This window comes from Flagellimonas amoyensis, from assembly GCF_003058265.1.
Lineage (GTDB): Bacteria > Bacteroidota > Bacteroidia > Flavobacteriales > Flavobacteriaceae > Flagellimonas > Flagellimonas amoyensis.
On the sequence record NZ_QBUK01000009.1, the window covers coordinates 21,878 to 41,018 of the forward strand.

Annotated in this window: 19 protein-coding genes; 5 read left to right on the plus strand and 14 right to left on the minus strand. The window is 47.0% G+C overall.

The window, feature by feature from the left end:
• Nucleotides 1-75: 75 nt before the first annotated feature.
• On the plus strand, nucleotides 76-1,245 hold the full coding sequence (locus DB398_RS12975) for a vWA domain-containing protein (protein WP_108424883.1): 1,170 nt from the start codon (nucleotides 76-78) through the stop codon (nucleotides 1,243-1,245).
• A 119-nt stretch (nucleotides 1,246-1,364) separates the two neighbouring features.
• Here DB398_RS12975 and DB398_RS12980 read toward each other — a convergent pair whose 3' ends face one another.
• Nucleotides 1,365-2,360, minus strand: coding sequence for a PorP/SprF family type IX secretion system membrane protein (locus DB398_RS12980; RefSeq protein ID WP_108424884.1), 996 nt, complete (start codon nucleotides 2,358-2,360; stop codon nucleotides 1,365-1,367).
• Nucleotides 2,361-2,487: 127 nt separating this feature from the next.
• Here DB398_RS12980 and DB398_RS12985 point away from each other — a divergent pair, with 127 nt between their 5' ends.
• The 4 genes from DB398_RS12985 to DB398_RS13000 all read left to right on the plus strand — a co-directional run bounded on the left by DB398_RS12985 (nucleotide 2,488) and on the right by DB398_RS13000 (nucleotide 6,694).
• Nucleotides 2,488-3,384 carry a NifU family protein gene (locus tag DB398_RS12985; RefSeq protein WP_108424885.1) on the plus strand — a complete coding sequence of 299 codons (897 nt, stop codon included), beginning with the start codon at nucleotides 2,488-2,490 and terminating at the stop codon, nucleotides 3,382-3,384.
• 70 nt (nucleotides 3,385-3,454) lie between these two features.
• Complete coding sequence (locus tag DB398_RS12990) at nucleotides 3,455-3,655, plus strand: dodecin family protein (RefSeq protein ID WP_108424886.1); 201 nt, start codon at nucleotides 3,455-3,457, stop codon at nucleotides 3,653-3,655.
• A 103-nt stretch (nucleotides 3,656-3,758) separates the two neighbouring features.
• The gene (locus DB398_RS12995) at nucleotides 3,759-5,801 is read left to right on the plus strand and encodes a thioredoxin domain-containing protein (protein ID WP_234416276.1); all 2,043 of its coding nucleotides are present in this window, start codon (nucleotides 3,759-3,761) and stop codon (nucleotides 5,799-5,801) included.
• A gap of 65 nt (nucleotides 5,802-5,866) precedes the next feature.
• Nucleotides 5,867-6,694: a mechanosensitive ion channel family protein gene (locus tag DB398_RS13000; protein WP_108424888.1), complete on the plus strand. Its 828-nt coding sequence runs from the start codon at nucleotides 5,867-5,869 to the stop codon at nucleotides 6,692-6,694.
• Here the strand turns inward: DB398_RS13000 and tsaB are convergent.
• The 13 genes from tsaB to DB398_RS13065 all read right to left on the minus strand — a co-directional run bounded on the left by tsaB (nucleotide 6,691) and on the right by DB398_RS13065 (nucleotide 19,092).
• Nucleotides 6,691-7,368 carry a tRNA (adenosine(37)-N6)-threonylcarbamoyltransferase complex dimerization subunit type 1 TsaB gene (tsaB, locus tag DB398_RS13005; RefSeq protein ID WP_108424889.1) on the minus strand — a complete coding sequence of 226 codons (678 nt, stop codon included), beginning with the start codon at nucleotides 7,366-7,368 and terminating at the stop codon, nucleotides 6,691-6,693. The genes DB398_RS13000 and tsaB overlap by 4 nt on opposite strands.
• A gap of 16 nt (nucleotides 7,369-7,384) precedes the next feature.
• Nucleotides 7,385-8,731 (minus strand): TolC family protein, encoded by a 1,347-nt coding sequence (locus DB398_RS13010; RefSeq protein WP_108425059.1) that lies wholly within the window; start codon nucleotides 8,729-8,731, stop codon nucleotides 7,385-7,387.
• Between the two features lie 44 nt (nucleotides 8,732-8,775).
• Complete coding sequence (locus DB398_RS13015) at nucleotides 8,776-9,891, minus strand: efflux RND transporter periplasmic adaptor subunit (RefSeq protein ID WP_108424890.1); 1,116 nt, start codon at nucleotides 9,889-9,891, stop codon at nucleotides 8,776-8,778.
• A gap of 41 nt (nucleotides 9,892-9,932) precedes the next feature.
• Entirely contained in the window at nucleotides 9,933-11,189 is a 1,257-nt protein-coding gene (locus DB398_RS13020; protein WP_108424891.1) for an ABC transporter permease, read from the minus strand.
• 2 nt (nucleotides 11,190-11,191) lie between these two features.
• Nucleotides 11,192-12,421, minus strand: a complete 1,230-nt coding sequence (locus tag DB398_RS13025; RefSeq protein ID WP_108424892.1) for an ABC transporter permease — start codon at nucleotides 12,419-12,421, stop codon at nucleotides 11,192-11,194.
• Entirely contained in the window at nucleotides 12,414-13,115 is a 702-nt protein-coding gene (locus DB398_RS13030; RefSeq protein WP_108424893.1) for an ABC transporter ATP-binding protein, read from the minus strand. Before DB398_RS13030 ends, DB398_RS13025 begins: the two co-directional genes overlap by 8 nt.
• A 98-nt stretch (nucleotides 13,116-13,213) precedes the next feature.
• Nucleotides 13,214-14,323, minus strand: a complete 1,110-nt coding sequence (locus DB398_RS13035) for an efflux RND transporter periplasmic adaptor subunit (protein ID WP_108424894.1) — start codon at nucleotides 14,321-14,323, stop codon at nucleotides 13,214-13,216.
• A gap of 33 nt (nucleotides 14,324-14,356) precedes the next feature.
• Nucleotides 14,357-15,613, minus strand: coding sequence for an ABC transporter permease (locus DB398_RS13040; RefSeq protein ID WP_108424895.1), 1,257 nt, complete (start codon nucleotides 15,611-15,613; stop codon nucleotides 14,357-14,359).
• Nucleotides 15,614-15,636: 23 nt separating this feature from the next.
• Complete coding sequence (locus DB398_RS13045; RefSeq protein ID WP_108424896.1) at nucleotides 15,637-16,881, minus strand: ABC transporter permease; 1,245 nt, start codon at nucleotides 16,879-16,881, stop codon at nucleotides 15,637-15,639.
• Nucleotides 16,882-16,981: 100 nt separating this feature from the next.
• A complete protein-coding gene (locus DB398_RS13050; RefSeq protein ID WP_108424897.1) occupies nucleotides 16,982-17,194 on the minus strand; it encodes a hypothetical protein in 213 nt (70 codons plus the stop codon).
• An 8-nt stretch (nucleotides 17,195-17,202) separates the two neighbouring features.
• The gene (locus tag DB398_RS13055) at nucleotides 17,203-17,739 is read right to left on the minus strand and encodes a DUF420 domain-containing protein (protein WP_108424898.1); all 537 of its coding nucleotides are present in this window, start codon (nucleotides 17,737-17,739) and stop codon (nucleotides 17,203-17,205) included.
• Nucleotides 17,736-18,479 (minus strand): SCO family protein, encoded by a 744-nt coding sequence (locus tag DB398_RS13060; protein ID WP_108424899.1) that lies wholly within the window; start codon nucleotides 18,477-18,479, stop codon nucleotides 17,736-17,738. Before DB398_RS13060 ends, DB398_RS13055 begins: the two co-directional genes overlap by 4 nt.
• Nucleotides 18,460-19,092: a hypothetical protein gene (locus DB398_RS13065; RefSeq protein WP_108424900.1), complete on the minus strand. Its 633-nt coding sequence runs from the start codon at nucleotides 19,090-19,092 to the stop codon at nucleotides 18,460-18,462. The genes DB398_RS13060 and DB398_RS13065 overlap by 20 nt, the downstream gene beginning before the upstream one ends.
• Nucleotides 19,093-19,141: the final 49 nt, after the last annotated feature.

Sequence of the window (19,141 nt, forward strand, 5' to 3'; positions counted from 1 at the left end):
CCACTTGCCTCATTCTCGGTTTTTAGTGCAAAAAGATGCTCCTACTTTTAGGCCATCATTTAAAAACATTGCATCATGAAACATTTGAATAAAGTATTGGGCACAGCATTCGCACTTATGGCCACCGGCGCCAGTTATGGTTGCAACCTTAAAGCCCAGAAAAAAGAAAATACGGTGTTGGTGACCCAATCCATTGTGGAAAAACCAAGCAAGCATTTTGTAAAGATCGCCCTGTTGCTGGATACCAGTAACAGTATGGACGGACTTATCAATCAGGCAAAAGCCCAGTTGTGGGACATTGTGAACGAGTTTACCCACGCCAAATGTGGCAACGACACCCGACCCATGCTCCAAATTGCGCTTTATGAATATGGAAACGACAATCTTTCTTCGCGGGAGGGGTACATCCGTCAGGTTTTGGGGTTTTCGGACGATCTGGATGAAATTTCAGAAAAACTCTTCTCCCTGACCACCAACGGCGGTGAGGAATACTGCGGAGAGGTCATCCAAACTTCACTGAAACAATTGGATTGGGGCAAGAACGCGGATGATCTTAAAATGATCTTTATCGCAGGGAACGAACCCTTCACCCAAGGCAAATTGAATTATAGGGACGCAGCGGCCAATGCCAAGGAAAAGGATGTGATCGTGAACACCATCTTCTGTGGCAATTTTCAGCAGGGCATCAATACCGATTGGAAAAGCGGCGCCTCTTTGACCGGAGGGGAATATATGGCCATTGACCACAACCAACAGATCGTGCACATCAATACACCCTATGACGATGTCATCATCAAACTGAATTCAAAGTTGAACAACACCTATGTTTCTTATGGTTCTATGGGGTATGAGAAAAAGGCCCTGCAGAGCGCACAGGACAGCAATGCGGCCGAACTGGAAGAGGTGGTGGTGGTAAAACGGGCCGTGAGCAAGAGTTCACGCTTGTACAAAAACACACAGTGGGACCTCGTGGATGCCGTTGAGGACGATGAGGCCGTGCTTACCCGCCTAAAGGAACAGGACCTGCCGAAAGAACTCCAAGGAAAGTCCAAAAGTGAGATCAAGGCCTATGTTGACGACAAAAAAGCGGAGCGTGAAAAAATCCAAAAGGAAATCCAGGAGTTGAACGCAAAGCGTGAGGCTTACATCGCCCAAAGCCAGAAACAGGAAAAAGGGGAACTGGAAAATGCCATGCTATCGGCCATCAAGGCACAGGCTTCCCATAAAAATATGAAGTGGGATTAGGAACAAAATTCCCGACACTTGTCACATCGAGAGCAGTCGAGATGCCACGTGCAGTTCTCGACTGTTCCTTCGACTGCGCTCAGGATGACAACTCGAACTGGCATTTGGTCGGGACACTACTAATTGTTGGCCGCGGGGCAGTAACAATCGTAACGCTTGCCCTGATCGCTCTGTCCAAAATCGTATCCCAAGGTGATCTGGTGGAACCCGCCATTGTCAAAACGGATATCCCCGGATTGGTAGGAATAGTTATAGGAAAACAGAAAACGGTTCACATTAACGCCGATGATGGGCGTGAACAACTGTAACCGTTGCTCCCCAAAAGTTCCATTGGACTGGAACTGTGCACCATCGAAACTTCTACGGTAGGACAATCCTGCCCAAACCGTACCAAAGCTTACATCCTTGTACACTTTTGCGTTGAGATCTACTGTTTTTTCCTTGGTATAATCGGTCATCTGGAACAAAATGGAAGGTTCCACCCTTGTGCTCCGTCCAAACACATATCCAGCGGAGAGCAGGTACCTCCTAATGTTATCTATTTCTACTGCACTATACAGGTCGCGACCACTGCCCAAAAGGTTCAAAATGGCGGCATGCGCATAAAACTCCAAGAAATTATAAGACGCTCCCAGGTCCACATTGAAATAACTTACCGTGTTCTTCACCCCTGTCACTGCTGGATCGGGGATGATGGAGCGGAATTCGGTCTCGTCCAGACTGCTCAAGATCACCCCTGCACTCAATCCAAAGGACAATTGGTTCAGGGTCCTGAAATCGCCACCCATCTGCAAATGATGGGCGTAGGTTCCCTTGAACCCTGTTTGGGAATGGTATCCGTTGGAATCATTGAAAAGGATGGCGCCAATACCGCTGCGTTCCCCTACCCTAGAATTGATATTGAAGGTTTGAAGACTGGGCGCCTCATCCACATTGAACCATTGTTTTCTTGCGGTAAGACGTATTTTGGTGCCCTCACCAATCCCTGCCATGGACGGATATACCAGATAATAGTTATCCGCCAGGTAATCAAAATATACCGGGATTCCTTCTTGGGCCTTGGCCATACTGCCAAAAAGAAGGGCTATGATAATCGAGGTTAGGCTGCGTCTCATCTGACGATAGGGGCTATAGGTGTGATTTATATAGAATCAAACATTTAGATAACGGACGATAAGATACATTATTATATATTCTTGCAGCGCATCCCAACTATTGGTATTTTTGCAGGAAATATTTGCCATGAAAGAATACAACATCACCATTGTTGCCACAAACAATCCAAAGATCATCAAATTGGAGGCCAATCATTTTTTGGTCAAGGGCAACTACGAATATAAAAACATTGACGAGGCCAAGAACTCACCGTTGGCCCAACAGCTTTTCTACCTGCCGTTCATCAAAACGGTCTATATCGCCAGCAATTTTATAGCCTTGGAACGATTTGATATCGTGGATTGGCAAGATGTGAAGGACGATGTGGCCCAGCAATTGGTGGAATACCTGAATGCCGGGGAACCCATTGTGCATGAGGAACAGGACCAAAAGAAACAACCCGTTTCGGTCTATGCCGAAGTAACGCCAAACCCGTCCGTGATGAAGTTTGTATGCAACAAGCGCATTGTACCCACGGTCTTTGAGTTCAAGAACATCGATGAGGCCAAAGATTCCCCATTGGCCAAGGCCCTATTCCATTTTCCGTTCGTCAAGGAAGTGTTCTTTGATGAAAACTATGTTTCGGTGACGAAATATGAGGTGGCCGATTGGGAGGAGATCAACATGCAGTTGCGCGAGTTCATCCGGGACTTTTTGGGGGATGGAAAAGAGGTGGTGTCCGCAGAGGCTATCCAAAAGACCAAGGAAACGGCCACCGAAAACCAAACGCAATCCCAATACGATGATACTTCCCAACAGATCATCGACATTTTGGAAGAATATGTGAAACCCGCAGTGGCCAGTGATGGTGGCAATATCATGTTCCAATCCTACGAGGAGGCCAGCGGCACCGTGAGTGTCATCCTCCAAGGGGCTTGCAGTGGCTGCCCCTCATCCACCTTTACGCTGAAGAACGGCATCGAGACCATGCTCAAGAACATGATGGGCGACAAAGTGCGGGAAGTAGTGGCCCTGAATGGCTAATTTTAAGGGATTTCCTTGCCCTATTGTGGTCAAAATTTGGTAACTTGAAGGAAATTAAAAAACATTGACCATGGCAGTTTTAAAAGTTATCGAAGTATTGGCAAACTCTAGCGTGAGTTGGGAAGAAGCAACAAAAAACGCATTGGAGCAGGCCTCAAAATCCGTAAAGAACATCCGTTCGGTATATGTGAACGAGCAAAGTGCCACCGTAAAGGATGGCAAGATCGATGATTACAGGGTCAACGTCAAGATCACTTTTGAAGTGAAATGACCTAGTCCCGACAAAATGAATGCGTCCTAAAACTAGGACGCTTTTTTTATGTCCAAAAACCATTTACCTAAACACAGAAATTTTAAATCTCAAAACAAGCAGCGTGGCCCACAAACACACCAATGCCCTCATCCACGAGACCAGCCCTTATCTTTTGCAGCATGCCCACAATCCCGTGAACTGGGAGGCATGGGGGCCAGAGGTCCTGGAACGTGCACAAAGGGAGGACAAGCTTCTCGTCATCAGCATAGGGTATGCTGCCTGCCACTGGTGCCATGTGATGGAAAAAGAGTGCTTCGAAAACGAAGATGTGGCCAAAGTGATGAACGGAAATTTCATCAATATCAAAATTGACCGCGAGGAACGGCCCGATGTGGACCAAATCTACATGGATGCCATCCAAATGATCTCGGGACAAGGAGGCTGGCCCCTTAATATCGTTGCCCTCCCCGATGGCAGACCCTTCTGGGGGGGCACCTATCTTCCCAAGGACGGTTGGACCAACGTTCTGCAACAACTGAACGAACTCTACCGCACGGACAAGGCCAGGGTCACACAGTATGCGGCCGACCTTGCCAATGGGCTGCACGCCATCAACTTGGTGGAGCCATCAAAGGACACGGAACTGTTCTCTTTGGAACAATTGGAGGGTGCCATCCAAAATTGGTCCAACCATTTTGACACTTTCTTGGGCGGACACAAGCGCGCACCCAAATTCATGATGCCCAACCACTGGGACTTTTTATTGCACTACGGCACGGCCACCAACAAATCCGAGCTGCTCGAGTTTGTGGACACGACCCTTACCCGAATGGCCTATGGTGGAGTCTATGACCATGTGGGCGGTGGGTTTTCACGATATGCTGTGGACATCAAATGGCACGTGCCCCATTTTGAAAAAATGCTCTACGACAACGGACAGTTGACAAGTCTCTATGCCAAGGCCTACGCAGCCGCCAAGAATGAAACCTACAAAGAAGTGGTCGAAGGAACAATCACCTTTGTGACCGAGGAACTCATGGACAACAACGGTGGTTTTTACTCTTCCTTGGATGCGGATAGCTTGGATAAAAATAGGGAACTGAAAGAAGGTGCCTTTTATGTGTGGACAAAAGAGGAACTCACCGAGTTTTTGGGAACCGATCTTGACCTTTTTCAGGACTATTTCAACATCAATTCCTATGGCCTTTGGGAAGAAGAAAACTATGTGCTGATCCGGGACAAGTCCGATGAAGAAATTGCCAAAAAGCATGGGATTTCCATTTCCGACCTGAAAAAGCGGATAAAGGACGCCCTCTCCCTTTTGAAAAAAGAAAGGGCCAAACGTTCCAGGCCCCGATTGGACGACAAGATCCTCACCTCATGGAATGGGTTGATGCTGAAGGGCCTTGTGGATGCCTTCAGGTATCTTGGCAACAAGGACTATTTGGAGCTGGCGCTCAAAAATGCCCAGTTTTTGGAACGGGAGATGATCAAGGAAGATTTTTCCCTGTACCGGAACCACAAGAACGGAAAGAGCACCATCAACGCCTTTTTGGAGGATTATGCCATCATGATCGAGGCTTTTTTTGCCCTGTATGAGGTCACTTTTGATGAAAAATGGCTCAATTTGGGCAAAAATCTATTGGAACACGCCCGCCTCCATTTTTTTGATGGGGACTCAGGAATGTTCTTTTATACTTCGGACATGGACCGATCGCTCATCCGAAGAAGTATCGAGACCAATGATAATGTAATTTCCTCCTCCAACTCCATCATGGCCCATAATCTGTTCAAAATGCAGAAGATCTTTCCAAGTGAAGGTTATGGGGATTTGGCCAAACAGATGCTCAAAAATGTGCAGAAGGATTTTTCACGGAGTGCACACGGATTTTCCAATTGGCTCCATCTGGTGCTTTTCCACCACTTGGATTTTTATGAGATTGCCATAGTGGGCAAGGATTATCAGGCAATGGGGCTCGACATCGGAAAAAGATATGTCCCGAACAGTTTCATGGCAGGTTGTGAAGAAGAGGGCCACATCGACCTATTGAAAAACAGATTTGTAACGAACAAGACCTTGGCCTATGTGTGCATCGAAGGTGCCTGCAAGCTTCCCGTTGCCACGCCTGACGAAGTCTGGCAAGAAATACGTAAAATCCGTTGAACACCTCGTGTTCACGCTTTAATTTTATAATCATTCATTTAGCATTTCAAAAACAAAAAACCATTATGAAAGAATTGGAAAATTACCAAGAGTACGCAGACAAAGCCATTGAATGGGCCCTGAGCATGATTCCCAACATTGTCATGGCCATTATCATTTTTTTTGTCGGTCTTTGGGTCATCAGGTTCATCAACAAGCTTGTAAAACGCTTTTTTGACAAGAAAGAATATGATCAAACCTTAGAATCCTTTCTACAAAGTTTTATCAGCATCACTTTGAAATTCCTCCTGTTTGTGCTAGTGGTGACCCAATTGGGCGTCAAGACCTCATCCTTGGTAGCCTTAGTGGGCGCCGCTGGTTTGGCCATTGGCCTGGCCCTTCAGGGATCATTGGGCAACTTTGCCGGGGGTGTGCTCATTTTGATCTTCAAACCATTCAAGGTGGGGGACTTCATATCCGCCCAAGGCATTGATGGGACCGTAAGGGAAATTTCCATTTTCAATACCAAACTGAGCACTTTTGGCAACCAGATCGCCATCATCCCGAATGGCCAATTGTCCAACGGGAACATCGTGAACTTTAACATGGAAGATACCCGAAGGGACAAGATAGACATTGGTATTGGATATGGGTCCAACATCAAGGAAGCCAAAGAAATATTGCTCAAAATCTGTGCGGACAATCCCAGCATCAACACGGAACCCGCCCCTGAAGTGTATGTGGGCGAACTGGCCGATAGCTCGGTGAACCTTACCCTACGCTTTTGGGCGAACAACGATGTGTTCTGGGCGGCGCATTTTTATGTGATCGAACAGGCCAAGTTGCAATTTGATGCTGCTGGAATAGAAATCCCTTTCCCACAAAGGGTCATGCACAAGGTAAAGGTAGATTAGGATTTTTTCTTGGTCTGCAGGACAAAGTCCTTTAGGTAGTATGGCTCAAAATAGGCCACATCCTCAAACTGTCCCGCCTGATATTTTTGGTAAGCTATAGGTCCCATCTGCTTTGCGGATGGGACTATTTCCCCATCAAAATAAAAGTTGGGGTGTTGTAATACCTCTTTGCACTTTTGGGCTCCACTGCCCATAACGAACACTTTTCTGTCCGACACAAAATCCGCAAATGAGCTTTCAGTAATGATTTCTGCTCGCGTCTCCCTAACTTCTTCATAATTCTCACCGTACACACAGGAATAGACCTCCATCCGTCTTGCATCGAGCACCGGTATCGCCAATTCCCCTTTTTGCAGTTTCACCTGAAAGGCCATGCTCTGCAGAGTGGGTACGGAAATCAGGGGCAGTCCCAAAGAGAAACAAAGGCCCTTGGCGGACGACACCCCGATCCGAAGGCCGGTATAAGACCCTGGACCTTTGCTGATGGCCACGGCATCAAGGTCTGAAAATGACAAAGAAGCCTCTTCCAAGGCTTCTTTGATATATACGTGTAATTGTTCCGAATGGGAATAGTCCACCGCATTGTTCTCTTTCAGGGAAATAATCTCATTCCCTTTGGAAATGCTCACGGAGCAATTGGTGGTAGCTGTTTCTAAATTGAGTATGATGGCCATAGCGGCCACAAAGATACTAGTTTAGGGTAATGGGCATACCAAAATAGAACTCCAAAATTTTCAGTCTGAAGATGTAATCGTACTTGGTACGGATCACATCGGCCTGCGCGTTGTCCACCCTGGCCTGCGCCTGACCGAAATCGAAAGCGTTCATCAACCCATTGTCATAACGCTCCTTGGCGTAATCCAGGGCCAAAGTACGTGCTTCCAAGGTCTTTAGTGCCGCTTCGTAGGCCTTTTCAAAAGTGCTGACATCCACATAAGCTTGTTGGATAGTGTTTTCAAGGGCCAACTTGTCCTGCTCCAATTGCAATTTTGCCTTTTCCAAGCTGATCGTGGAACGTTTTACATTGTTCTTCGTGGTCCATCCATTAAAAATAGGAATGTTCAATTGGGCTCCATAGCTGATACCGTCAAAGATCCACAACTGATCGGTGAAATTTGGGGTATAGACCCCTCCGTTCCCATCTGGGATCTGGGTCACATCGGAATACCTTGTCCCATATTGAAAAAAGGCCCCAAGGGTGGGCAAGTAGGCCCCTTTGGCAATTTTGAGGTCCTCTTTGGCCAATTCCACATTGGATTCGGAGAACTTGATGTCGTTCCTGAACGTCAATGCCTTGTCAAAAATGACCTTTGCAGAATTTTGTAGGATATCCGAAGGTGGAATATCAAACTCTTGCTCCGCTATATCAAAATTCACATAATCGGTGATCTGCAACAATTGTGCAAGGTTCACACGGGCAATCAAGACCGTGGCCTCCCCATTGACGATCTGTTGTTGCTGATTGGCGGCCGTGGCCTCGATCTCCAACAGGTCACCCCTTGGCAACACCCCGGACTCCACCAATTCCTTGGTACGCTTCATATCCTGCTCGGTCACGGCATATTGTGCCCTGAAGGTCTTCAACTGCTCTTTTCCAGAGAGTACTTGCAGATAGGCATTGGCCACGTTCAACCGGATATCGTCCTTTAGATTGTCCAGACGGTACTGGTTGGCAATGGCGTTCATCTTGGCACGGTTCATTTGGTACACATTCCGAAGACCATCGAACAATGTAACGTTGGACGTCAAACTTGCATTCACGTTGAAAGCTGTGCTGTTCGTGGGCAAGTTGTTCGTAGGGTTGATGGAAAAACCGGTATTGCTCGATGCTGATGCCAATCCACTCAAAGTAGGAAGGAAATTCCCCAAGGCATCGGACTTGTCGATCTTTGAATTTTCCAGGTCAAGTTCGAACTGTTCTATGGTCAAATTGTGCTCCACTGCATACTCCACACATTCCTGAAGGGTCCATCTGCGCACTTGCGCACTGGACATAAGAACGGTGAACAACAGTAGTGTCGTTATGATTCTTTTCATTCGTTTTTTGATTTTCGTTTGTTCACTATTTTGATGGATGGTCATCAATTGACGTCGTCAGATTTCTTCTCCAACTTGTTCCATACCTTGATCTTGGCATCTTCGTCAATACCAGACACAACTTCCACATCGATTCCGTCACTGACCCCCAACTCAAGCTCCTTACGCTCAAATTTGTTCTCGGCGACCTGCACTTCCACATAGGGTTTTTCGGTATCCTTATCGAATTGCAAAAGGGCTTCTTTGATGGAGAGCACATCTTTTTTCTCTTCGAGGACGATAGAGGCATTGGCACTGTATCCGGCACGCACATAGGCCGTGCTATCCGGAATGGAAAGATCACCTTCTATCTTGAACTGCACAGCTCCTTCTTCCTCTACACCTTTTGGCGCGATGAACTTCAACTTGGCATCAAACTTTTGTGATTCCAAAGCTCCCAAACTGATTTCCAAGGGCATTCCCACGCTCAATTTGCCCACTTCGGCCTCGTCCACTTCCCCTTCAAAGATCATTCTGCTCATGTCCGCAATGGTGGCGATGGTGGTACCTTCGTTGAAGTTGTTACTTTGGATCACCTGATCTCCTTCTTTTACAGGGATTTCAAGAATAGTCCCGGATACAGTAGCAGTGATGTTCGTGTTGGCACTCACAGAGCCCCCTGCAGATCCTTTTCGGATGATCTGGTAATCGGCCTGGGCATTTTTCAGTTCCTGAACGGCTTGGTCATAGCTCAACTTCAAGGTGTTGAAATCTTGACTGGAGATTACCCCTTTGTCAAAAAGGGACTTGTTCCTGTCATACTCTATCTTGGTGTTGTTCAAAGACAGTTCCGCGGTGCGCACCCTTCCGGCCGCTTGGTTCAACGACTGTTCGTTGGGCACCACCTTGATGACCGCAATAAGATCTCCTGCCTTTACCTGCACCCCTTCTTCCAAAAGAATCTTGTCTATGATCCCTGATATTTGGGGCTTTATGTTGATCTCATCCTCTGGGATCACCTTTCCCGTAACAATCACCTTGTTGATAATGTCCTTACGTTCGGCAGTCTCCGTCTTATAGAGTTCCACAGGTGTACTGTTCTGTTTTAGAAAGTAGACAATGGCGGCCATTATTCCTACGACCACCGCTCCGATCAATGCGTACTTTACATACTTGTTCATTATTGCTTATTTGATTTCGTTATTTATTTGTGTTGATTGTTCTATTCTTCTCTCAATGCTTCTATGGGTCTGATCTTTACGGCCCTGTTGGCTGGCAAGAGCCCGATGAGCACACTAAGGCCCACCATCAGTAAAAATGATATGATGAACTGGGGAATACTGATCATGGGGTTCACGAAGGGAAAATCTTCCCCACTGCCCCACATGGAGTTCATGATGGACAATATCCCGACGGACACCGCAAATCCTACCAAACCTGCAAATGCCGTCAATACGATGGCTTCCAGTACGATTTGGCGTTTCACTATTTTGGGTGTGGCCCCCAATGCCCTTCTTACCCCTATTTCCTGCGTCCTTTCCTTTACGGTGATCAAAAGGATGTTACTGATGGCAATCACCCCCGCCAAGAGCGTAAAGATGCCCACGAAAAAGGAAAATCCTTGCAGTACTGTGGTGAAGGCACTGATATTGTTGAATATCTCCGACATGTCAAAACTGCCTATGGCTCGTTCATCATTTGGATGGATATCGTATTTGGCTTTTAGGATGTCCTTGATCTGCCTTTCGACAACGGCCACTTGGGTATTGGGTTCCACCGCTATGGCCATCCACCCCATACGATCTCCAGAATTAAATGCTTTCTGAAAGGTGGTAAAGGGGATGAAAACGGCATTTTCCCCATCGATGTTGATGTTGTTGTTGGGCTTGTACATACCCACTACGGAAAAATAGACCCCATTGATTCGGATGTCCTGACCAATGGCCTTTTCCCCTTTTTCAAAAAGGAGTTTATAGGTCTCCTCTCCGATGACACATACTTTTTTGGAGTGATCGATATCGGTCTGGTTCAGGAACCTGCCCTCCACCAATTTCTTCTTGGTGATATCGTCTATTTCCGGATAGTCCCCATAGACTGCGGAACCGCTTGTCCTTCCATTACGGTACACGGTCACTATATCACTGTGGCCCGCAAGTTCGATCCTTGGCGCCAATACCTCGATTTCAGGAATCTGTCTTTTTAATATATCGGCATCCTCAATTTTATAACGGATCCTCCTCCCCCTTTCAAATCCTTTGTAGGGCTCCGATGTCTGTTGCCCCCAAACAAAAAGGCTGTTGGACGCGGTGCCTGAAAAAACCTTGTCAAATCCATTGCTCATCCCATTGGCCGAACCCAATAAGAGCACCAAAATGATCATGGCGAAGATAACCCCAAGCATGGTCAAAAAGGTCCTGAACATGTTCTTGCCCAGCGTATGAAAAATTTCTATCCACAAATCCCTATCAAATAACCACATAACTATTTATCACTTAGTGCAACAATGGGCTTAACGTTGGCGGCCTTCATGGCTGGCAATAGTCCGGCCAATACCCCGGCAATTATCAATATAATGGTGGCCGTAATTACCGTGGAGGCACTTACAGATGGATTACTAAAGGCAGGCGTCTGGAACATAGGACCAAGTGCCGCTAAGATTATCCATGCAAAAAACAGTCCCACAAAACCGGAAAGTGAGGTAATGAACACCGATTCCAGCAAGACCAGATTGATGATTTGGCGAGGTCTGGCACCAAGTGCCTTTCGGACGCCGATCTCCTTGGTCCGTTCCTTGATCGTGAACACCATAATGTTCCCAATGCCCACAATTCCCGATATGAGGATCAAAAAGCCCACACCGATACCAATACCTTTGAGCACGGCCGTAAAACTGCTGATGTTCTCAAAAGCCTCGGCATAGTTCCAGACATAGAGTCCGGCTTGGTCTTCTGGATCTATTTTATGCCTTCTCTTCATCAGGTCCTCCAACCTTCTGGAAAATTCCAATGCCTTGGTAAGGTCATAGGTCGGATTGTAGGTCAGGGCAATCATGTTGATATCATTTGTATTGCCATAAATCCGCTGATAGGTACTTATGGGAGCATAGATCCTTCGCTCGGCATTGTCATCACCATCATCAGTAAAAATCCCAATCACCCGAAACGGCAAACCGTTGAATTCTACAAATTTCCCCAGAGGGTCTTCTTTCTTGAAGAGATCTTCCGCTACTTTTCTACCGATCACGGCCACCTTGGCCTTGTTGACCACATCGGCTTCGTTAACATATCGTCCCGCAATCACCAAGGTCTTTTCTATGGCCTGATGGTCCGGGTGGGTCGCCTGAACAAAGTAGGAACCGGTCTCACTTTTATATCTTGCAGTTGCATTGGCATTGTACCTGGCACTGATGTACTCAATATCATCAGGAAAACTTTGTTTGATGTACTCTAGGTCATCATTTTTGAGCTGGATCCTTCGGTTGGCCTCAAAACCTGCATAGGCCTTGGAAGTGGTACCGGGCCGGACAAAGATGGAATTGGTGGCATCGTCATTGAACTGCCCCACAAAACCGTTCTCCATGCCGTTTACCGAAGCCAAGAGCATTACCAAAATAAATATGGCCCACCCCACGGAAAACCCTGTCAAAAAGGTCCTTAGCTTATTGGTCTTGAGCGTGTTGAATATTTCCTGCCAAATATCGCGATCAAACATACTGCTCTGCCCTTACTTGTTCAATTTTTTTGTCCTCAACGATCACACCATCCTTCAGGTGTACAATACGTTTGCACATATGTGCAATGTCCTCCTCGTGGGTCACCACCAAAATAGTGTTGCCCTCATCGTTGATCTTTTGGATGAGGTCCATGACCTCGTATGACGTTTTACTATCCAAGGCTCCGGTTGGCTCATCCGCCAAAAGCACTTTGGGTTCCGCTGCCATGGCCCTGGCTATGGCCACCCTTTGTTTTTGTCCTCCAGAAAGCTCACTGGGCAAATGTGTGGCCCAAGGTTTCAGGCCCACTCTGTCCAAATATTTCATGGCCTTCTCCTGACGCTCCTTTCTGGGAACTTTTTGATAGTACAAGGGAAGGGCCACATTTTCGACCGCACTTTTGTAGTTGATCAAATTGAACGATTGGAAGATGAAGCCCAAAAACTTGTTTCGGTATTGTGCCGCTTTGGTCTCGCTCAGGTTTTTGATGGGCACATTGTCCAAGGTATATTCTCCGGAATCGGCTCCGTCCAACATCCCCAAAATATTGAGTAAAGTGGATTTTCCCGATCCTGAGGACCCCATGATGGCAACCAGTTCGCCATCGTCCACTTTAAAATTTATCCCTTTCAGCACATGAAGGGAGTTGCTCCCCATTCGATAGGATTTATGAAGATCTTTGATTTCTATCATGATTGGTGATGTTAGCTATCTTTTGTAACCTCTGACTGTAAGACAGGCAAGTTGATAATTTGTTACAAGAATTATTGAAATTTTTTGTTAAATGATTTTTAATTGGTTTGTTCTGTGGCAATTGCGTTCCAAATTTTGACCTTATCCTCGGCCACCACCCCAGATTTCACCTCTACATAAATACCATCGCTGACGCCCAGTTCCACATCCCTGCGCTCAAATTTTTGTGCAGCGGTCTCCACTTCCACAAATGGCTTTTTGGTATCGTTATCAAACTGCACCAAGGCCTCTTTTAGGGCCAAAACGCTATCGGCCCGCGCCAAGATGATGGAGGCATTGGCGCTCAGGCCCGCCCTTATGAAAGTGGTGTCCCCTTTTTTTAAGGAACCCTTGATCTCGAACTGGATAGCCCCGTTCTCTTCTTTCCCCTTGGGCGCGATATAGTCCAGCACCGCATCAAAAACACGGTTCTCGATGGCCCCAACGGTAATTTCCAAAGGCAGGTCTTCTTTGATTTTCCCAACTTCCGACTCATCCACTTTGCCCTCAAAGATCATTTTGTCCACATCGGCAATGGCGGCAATGGTGGTCCCTTCGTTGAAATTATTGCTCTCGATGACCTGGTTCCCCACTTCCACGGGCACCTCTAGGACCATCCCGCTCACCGTGGCACGGATCATGGTATTGGCCGCACTACTGAGACCACTCGTAGTCCCGGTCTTAACGATATCGTATCGCTTGTTCGCTGCGCCATAGGCCTGTTTGGCCTGATCATAGGTTACCTGTGCACGGTCCATATCGGCACGGGATATGACCCCTTTGCCAAATAGCGTGGATTGGCGTTCGTAGTTTCGTTTTTGGTCTTCCAGATTGATCTTCGCCTCGTCAATGGCGTTCCTTGCATCGTTCAGTGCGGACAGGTTGGGCACCACTTTGATCTTGGCCAAGAGATCGCCCGACTTCACAAAATCCCCGCCTTCCACAAAAATCTCTTCAATGACCCCCGAGATGTTCGGTTTGATCAAAACTTCTTCCAAAGGAAGGATGCTGCCCGTGGCCACGGCTTTTTTAACTATGGTCTGGGTGGAGGGCGTCTCTGTTTGATAGACCACCGGATCTTCTGCGTTCTTCTGGTAGAGATAGTACATGGAGCCACCGAACACGATTACGATGAGCAACAAGATGGCAATGGTTACCGACTTTTTCATTGTATTGTATGATTTATTTGATTGATTTTACTGTTATTCTGTTCGTAATGCCTCAATGGGGCGTACCCTAATGGCGCTTTGGGCCGGGATAAAACCTGCCAACAGGCCGGACACCATCAAAATGACCAGTGCCCCGGTGACCACACCGACACTCACGCTCGGGCTCATGAACATATCCACTGGCCCCACACTGTCCAACAGGGAATTGATCCCATAAATGACCAATGACCCAAAAATGATACCTACCATCCCAGAAATGATGGTAAGGAAAATGGATTCCATAAGTATCTGTTTTTTGATGGACCATGGCTGTTCGCCCAAAGCCCTTCGGATGCCAATTTCCTTGGTCCGTTCCTTCACCACGATGAGCATGATGTTGCTCACCCCGATAATGCCCGAGAGCAATACCATGATCCCCACAATATAGGCGACCGCCTTCAATGCCCCGAACAGGCTTTCCACCCGGTTGTACTGTTCATACAGGTCAAAATAACCTATGGCCCGGTTGTCTTCGGGATGGACCTTGTGCCGTTTTTTCATTTCGTCGACAATCTTGTCCTTGAGCTGTGTAATGGAGCTGCCATCGTTTGCAGTGATGGCCATCCAGCCCACATTCTCTCCTTGATTAAAAGCCTGGGAGAACGAGGTGAAAGGGACAAAAATCTCCTTCTGTCCTTCCTCTCCCCCGCCACTGTTGTTCTTTTTATAGGTGCCGATCACCATAAAGTTCACCCCTTGAATCTTGATGTAGCTCCCCAACACTTCCTCGTCCTTTTCATAGAGGTCGTTCTTGACCCCCAGCCCGATTACGGCCACTTTTCTTTTTTCATCAATGTCATTGTAATTGATGAACCTTCCAGAGGTCACCGCCATGGGATCTTGGTTGATGATTTCCGGATAATCCCCATACACATTGAATGCCCCGGTCCTGATTCCCTTGACCACGTTGTTGTTCCCTCCAAATCCCCCCAACTGGTTCCTTGGGGAAATAAACCTGAGATTGGGGACATTGTCCCTGATGGCCTGTACATCGCTTATCTTAAAATTGAAACCTCTTCCTTGTGGCAGCCCTTCGTAGGCCTTGGTAGTGGCCCTTGTCCACATGAACATGGTGTTCGTGGCCGTATCCCCAAAGTCTTGCTTTATGCCATTTTCAAGTCCCTTTCCTGCTGCAAGGAGCACAATCAGTATAAAAATCCCCCAACACACCCCAAAAGCCGTGAAGATGGTGCGCCACACATTACTGGTGAGCACTTCCAGGATTTCCCGCCATCTATCCTTGTTGAACATATCGTTTGTTTTTGTTGGATTTCCTATTCATCTCGCAAGGATTCGATCACCTGTACCTTGGCCGCTCTCCATGCCGGCACAAAACCGGCCAAGGTTCCTGCCAATATGAGGACCAAGACCGTGGAGAAGGCCACATTGAAGTTCACGGATGGGTTGAGGACATAATCCACCTCGATATTGGGCCCCACCAGTTCGAGCAGGGACATACTGAAGATCAATCCTGCGAACCCTGAAATGGCGGTCACAAAAATGGACTCGTGCAAGATCATCGCAATGATGGACCAAGGTTTTGCCCCCAGTGCCTTTCGTATGCCGATTTCCCGGGTCCGTTCCTTCACCACGATCATCATGATGTTGCTCACACCCACTACACCCGCAATGATGGTACAGATACCGACGAACCAGAAGAACAGTTTGATGTTGTTAGTGAGCCCATAGTAGCGCTTGGCCTCCTCCATGGCGCTCCACACCTCCATCGCCCCTGTATCGTCCGGGGCAACGGTATGGGTCTGCTGTAGGTATTTCCGCATGTCGTCCTTGAAATTTATAGCCTGGGCCACCGCTTCGTCAAAGTTTTCCACCGGTGGTAGCGTAAAGGACATATTGTTGATCCTATTGCCGCCATTGAAGGCCTTTTGGGCCGTGGTGATGGGAATGTAGATCCGCTCCTCTTCGCGGTCTTCCATTTCTTTGTAGACCCCTATGACTTTAAAAGGAATACCGGATATCTCCACAAACTCGCCAATGGGCGTATCCACTTTATTGAAGACGTCCTTTTTGATCTTGTTGCCAATGACGGCCACCTTGCCGGCAGAGATTTCATCTTGATAATTGATGAAACGGCCTTCCATCATGGAAGCGTTCTCTATGAACTGAAAAACCGAGGCAATGCCCTGCACCCCATAGATCAGGGCCTCTTTGCCATAATTCACAGTCACCCCGCGCACAAAGATTCGGGAAGAGCCACGTTCTATGGTATTGTTGAACATGGCACTGGCCTTGTCAAAATTCTCATTGACAAACTGAATGCGCCTTCCCGGATTGAGTCCCTTGTATTCCTTGGAGGTGACCCCGGGCCATACCCAGACACTTGTGGATGCGTCCTGCTTGAACTCCTGTTCGATACCATTGCGCATACCTTGTCCAAAACCCAGAAGAATGACCAGAATGAAAATTCCAGAGGCCACGGAAAGCCCCGTTAAAAAGGTGCGCAGTTTGTTCTTTCGTATGGTGTCAAATATCTCTTGCCACCTTTCCAAGTCAAACATAGGTCAGTGTTTTTGATTGATGAAGTACAGTTGTACTCTTATAAGATGATCAAAAACACCAAATGTTACAGTTGTGACAAAAAAAATGCAGGTAGGGGGATCAGCCCCTCATCTTTCTATAGATAAAATAGAACAGGCCGGCCACCAACAGATAGGGAAAGGCCATAAGATAAACAATCCCGTTGTTGATCCCTTCCGCGGTCTTTCCATCGGCCTCGCTCTCAACCACAGCGCGGCACATGGCACACTGGGCATCCGCCAAGGACGTAAACGCCAAAAGGAACAACAGTAAGAGGAGATATTTTGCCTTCATACCGGAAATCAATAGGAATAATAGGGAGAAATCATAACATAGACGATGACACCGGTAACGGCCACATACAACCATATGGGAAATGTATATTTGGCCCAAAGTCTATGGCTCTCAAAATCGTCCAGATAAACTTTTGAATATGTGATGAGCACCAAGGGAATCACAGCAATGGAAAGCACAATATGGGTCATCAAAATAAAGTAGTATATGTACTTTATGGCTCCTTCACCCCCATACATGGTGGTATCGGAGGTCATGTGATAGGCCACGTACATGACCAAGAACAGTGCCGAAAAGACAATACAGGTCGTCATCAATTTTTGATGGAGCGAACGCCTTCCATTTTTAATGGCAATCACTGCAATGACCAACATAATGGCCGTCAGCCCGTTTATGGTCGCATAAATGGGCGGAAGGAAACCCAACGGTTTCGCATTGGGTATTTTGTATCCAAACAACAATGCCACCACTAAGGGAATGGCTATGGATGTAATGGTGATCCATCTGTTGAACCTTTTTTCCCGAATAGAAACTTCCTCCGTCATTCCGCCAATAATTTTTTAATGTCCTCTTTTAGCATGGTGATCTGCTGGGGCTCTCCCTCAGCATTCACCCCTTCTTTTTCAGTAATGGTGCCCCTATAGTAGATCAAGGGGTTGCCAAACTCATCCTCACGTGAACGAATATACCCATTTTTGTCCACCAAAGCGAACATTCCCGAATGCTCAAAACCGCCCGGTGCGTCCTCTACTTCATTGGCCATTATATAGAACCCTTCTTGTGCCAATGTATATATCTTTTCCTGATCCCCGGTGAGCAAATGCCAATCCTTGTCCACTATGCCATACTTTTCGGCATACTTTTTAAGCACCGATGGGGTATCGTACCTTGGGTTGATGGTAAAGGATGCCACTCCAAAATCTGCATCTTCCCTGAAGGTTTTTTGCAACTCCACCAGATTTGTGGTCATGATGGGGCAAATGGTGGGGCAGGTAGTAAAGAAAAACTCCACCACATAGACTTTTCCCAGATAATCCTTATTGGTGACCAGCACACTGTCCTGATCCAGAAAGGAGAATTCGGGGACTTTGCGTTTTTTCCCATCGTTCACGACAAATCCTACCTTTTGTTGGCGTGTTGCAACACTCATGCGGTCGTTTTCCACAATAGTGCCTCCCTTTACCCTTTTGGTGATTTCATAAACGGCAAATGTGCCGAAAACGAGAATGATCGCCGAGACCCAAACGTAGGTGTACTTTTTCTTGTTATTTGCTCCTGTCGGCATTGTTCTTTTTTAAAGCGAGTCTATATTCTGCCAAGATGATCTTGACATCATCTTCCATTTTGTTGTTCAATTCAGCCACGGAAGAGGTATCAAAACCATATTTCAGGCCCTCGTCCTCATCATCTTCCCTCCCCCTAAGGTTGCGGTCCTTGTCAATGATGAACACATAGGGTGTGGAAAGGTTCGCATCGAGATTGGTGTTTGTTTTCAGTTGCCCAAAAAAGGACTTTATCTGTTCCTCTTCTCCAAAGACAAAGTGCCATTTGTCCACGTTGGATAACTCTCCCAGCTCTTCTTTGAGCGCATTGGCCTCTGCTTCATTCCCTTTGGGAACCATCATCACCACTTGAAAATCGGTGAACTCCCCAAACCTTTTATAGATCTTTTGGTTCAGGTTGAAGGCATTTCCTTTCATTTCGTCCACTTTGGCCCCCATAAACCCTAAAATGGTGATCTTGCCGTCCAAGCTGACCTCTTGCCCCGTTGCGGGCACATCAGGGATGTTTTCCGTCAGCACGGGCAGTTTTCCAAAGTTGTTGACCCCTGATGCAAAGAACAGATAGGCCACCAATGGAAACACAAACAGCACCACTAAGACAAATGTTTTTTTCATAGCCTTTTCAACTTTGCAAAAATAAAAAAAGACGGTTGGAAAACCGTCT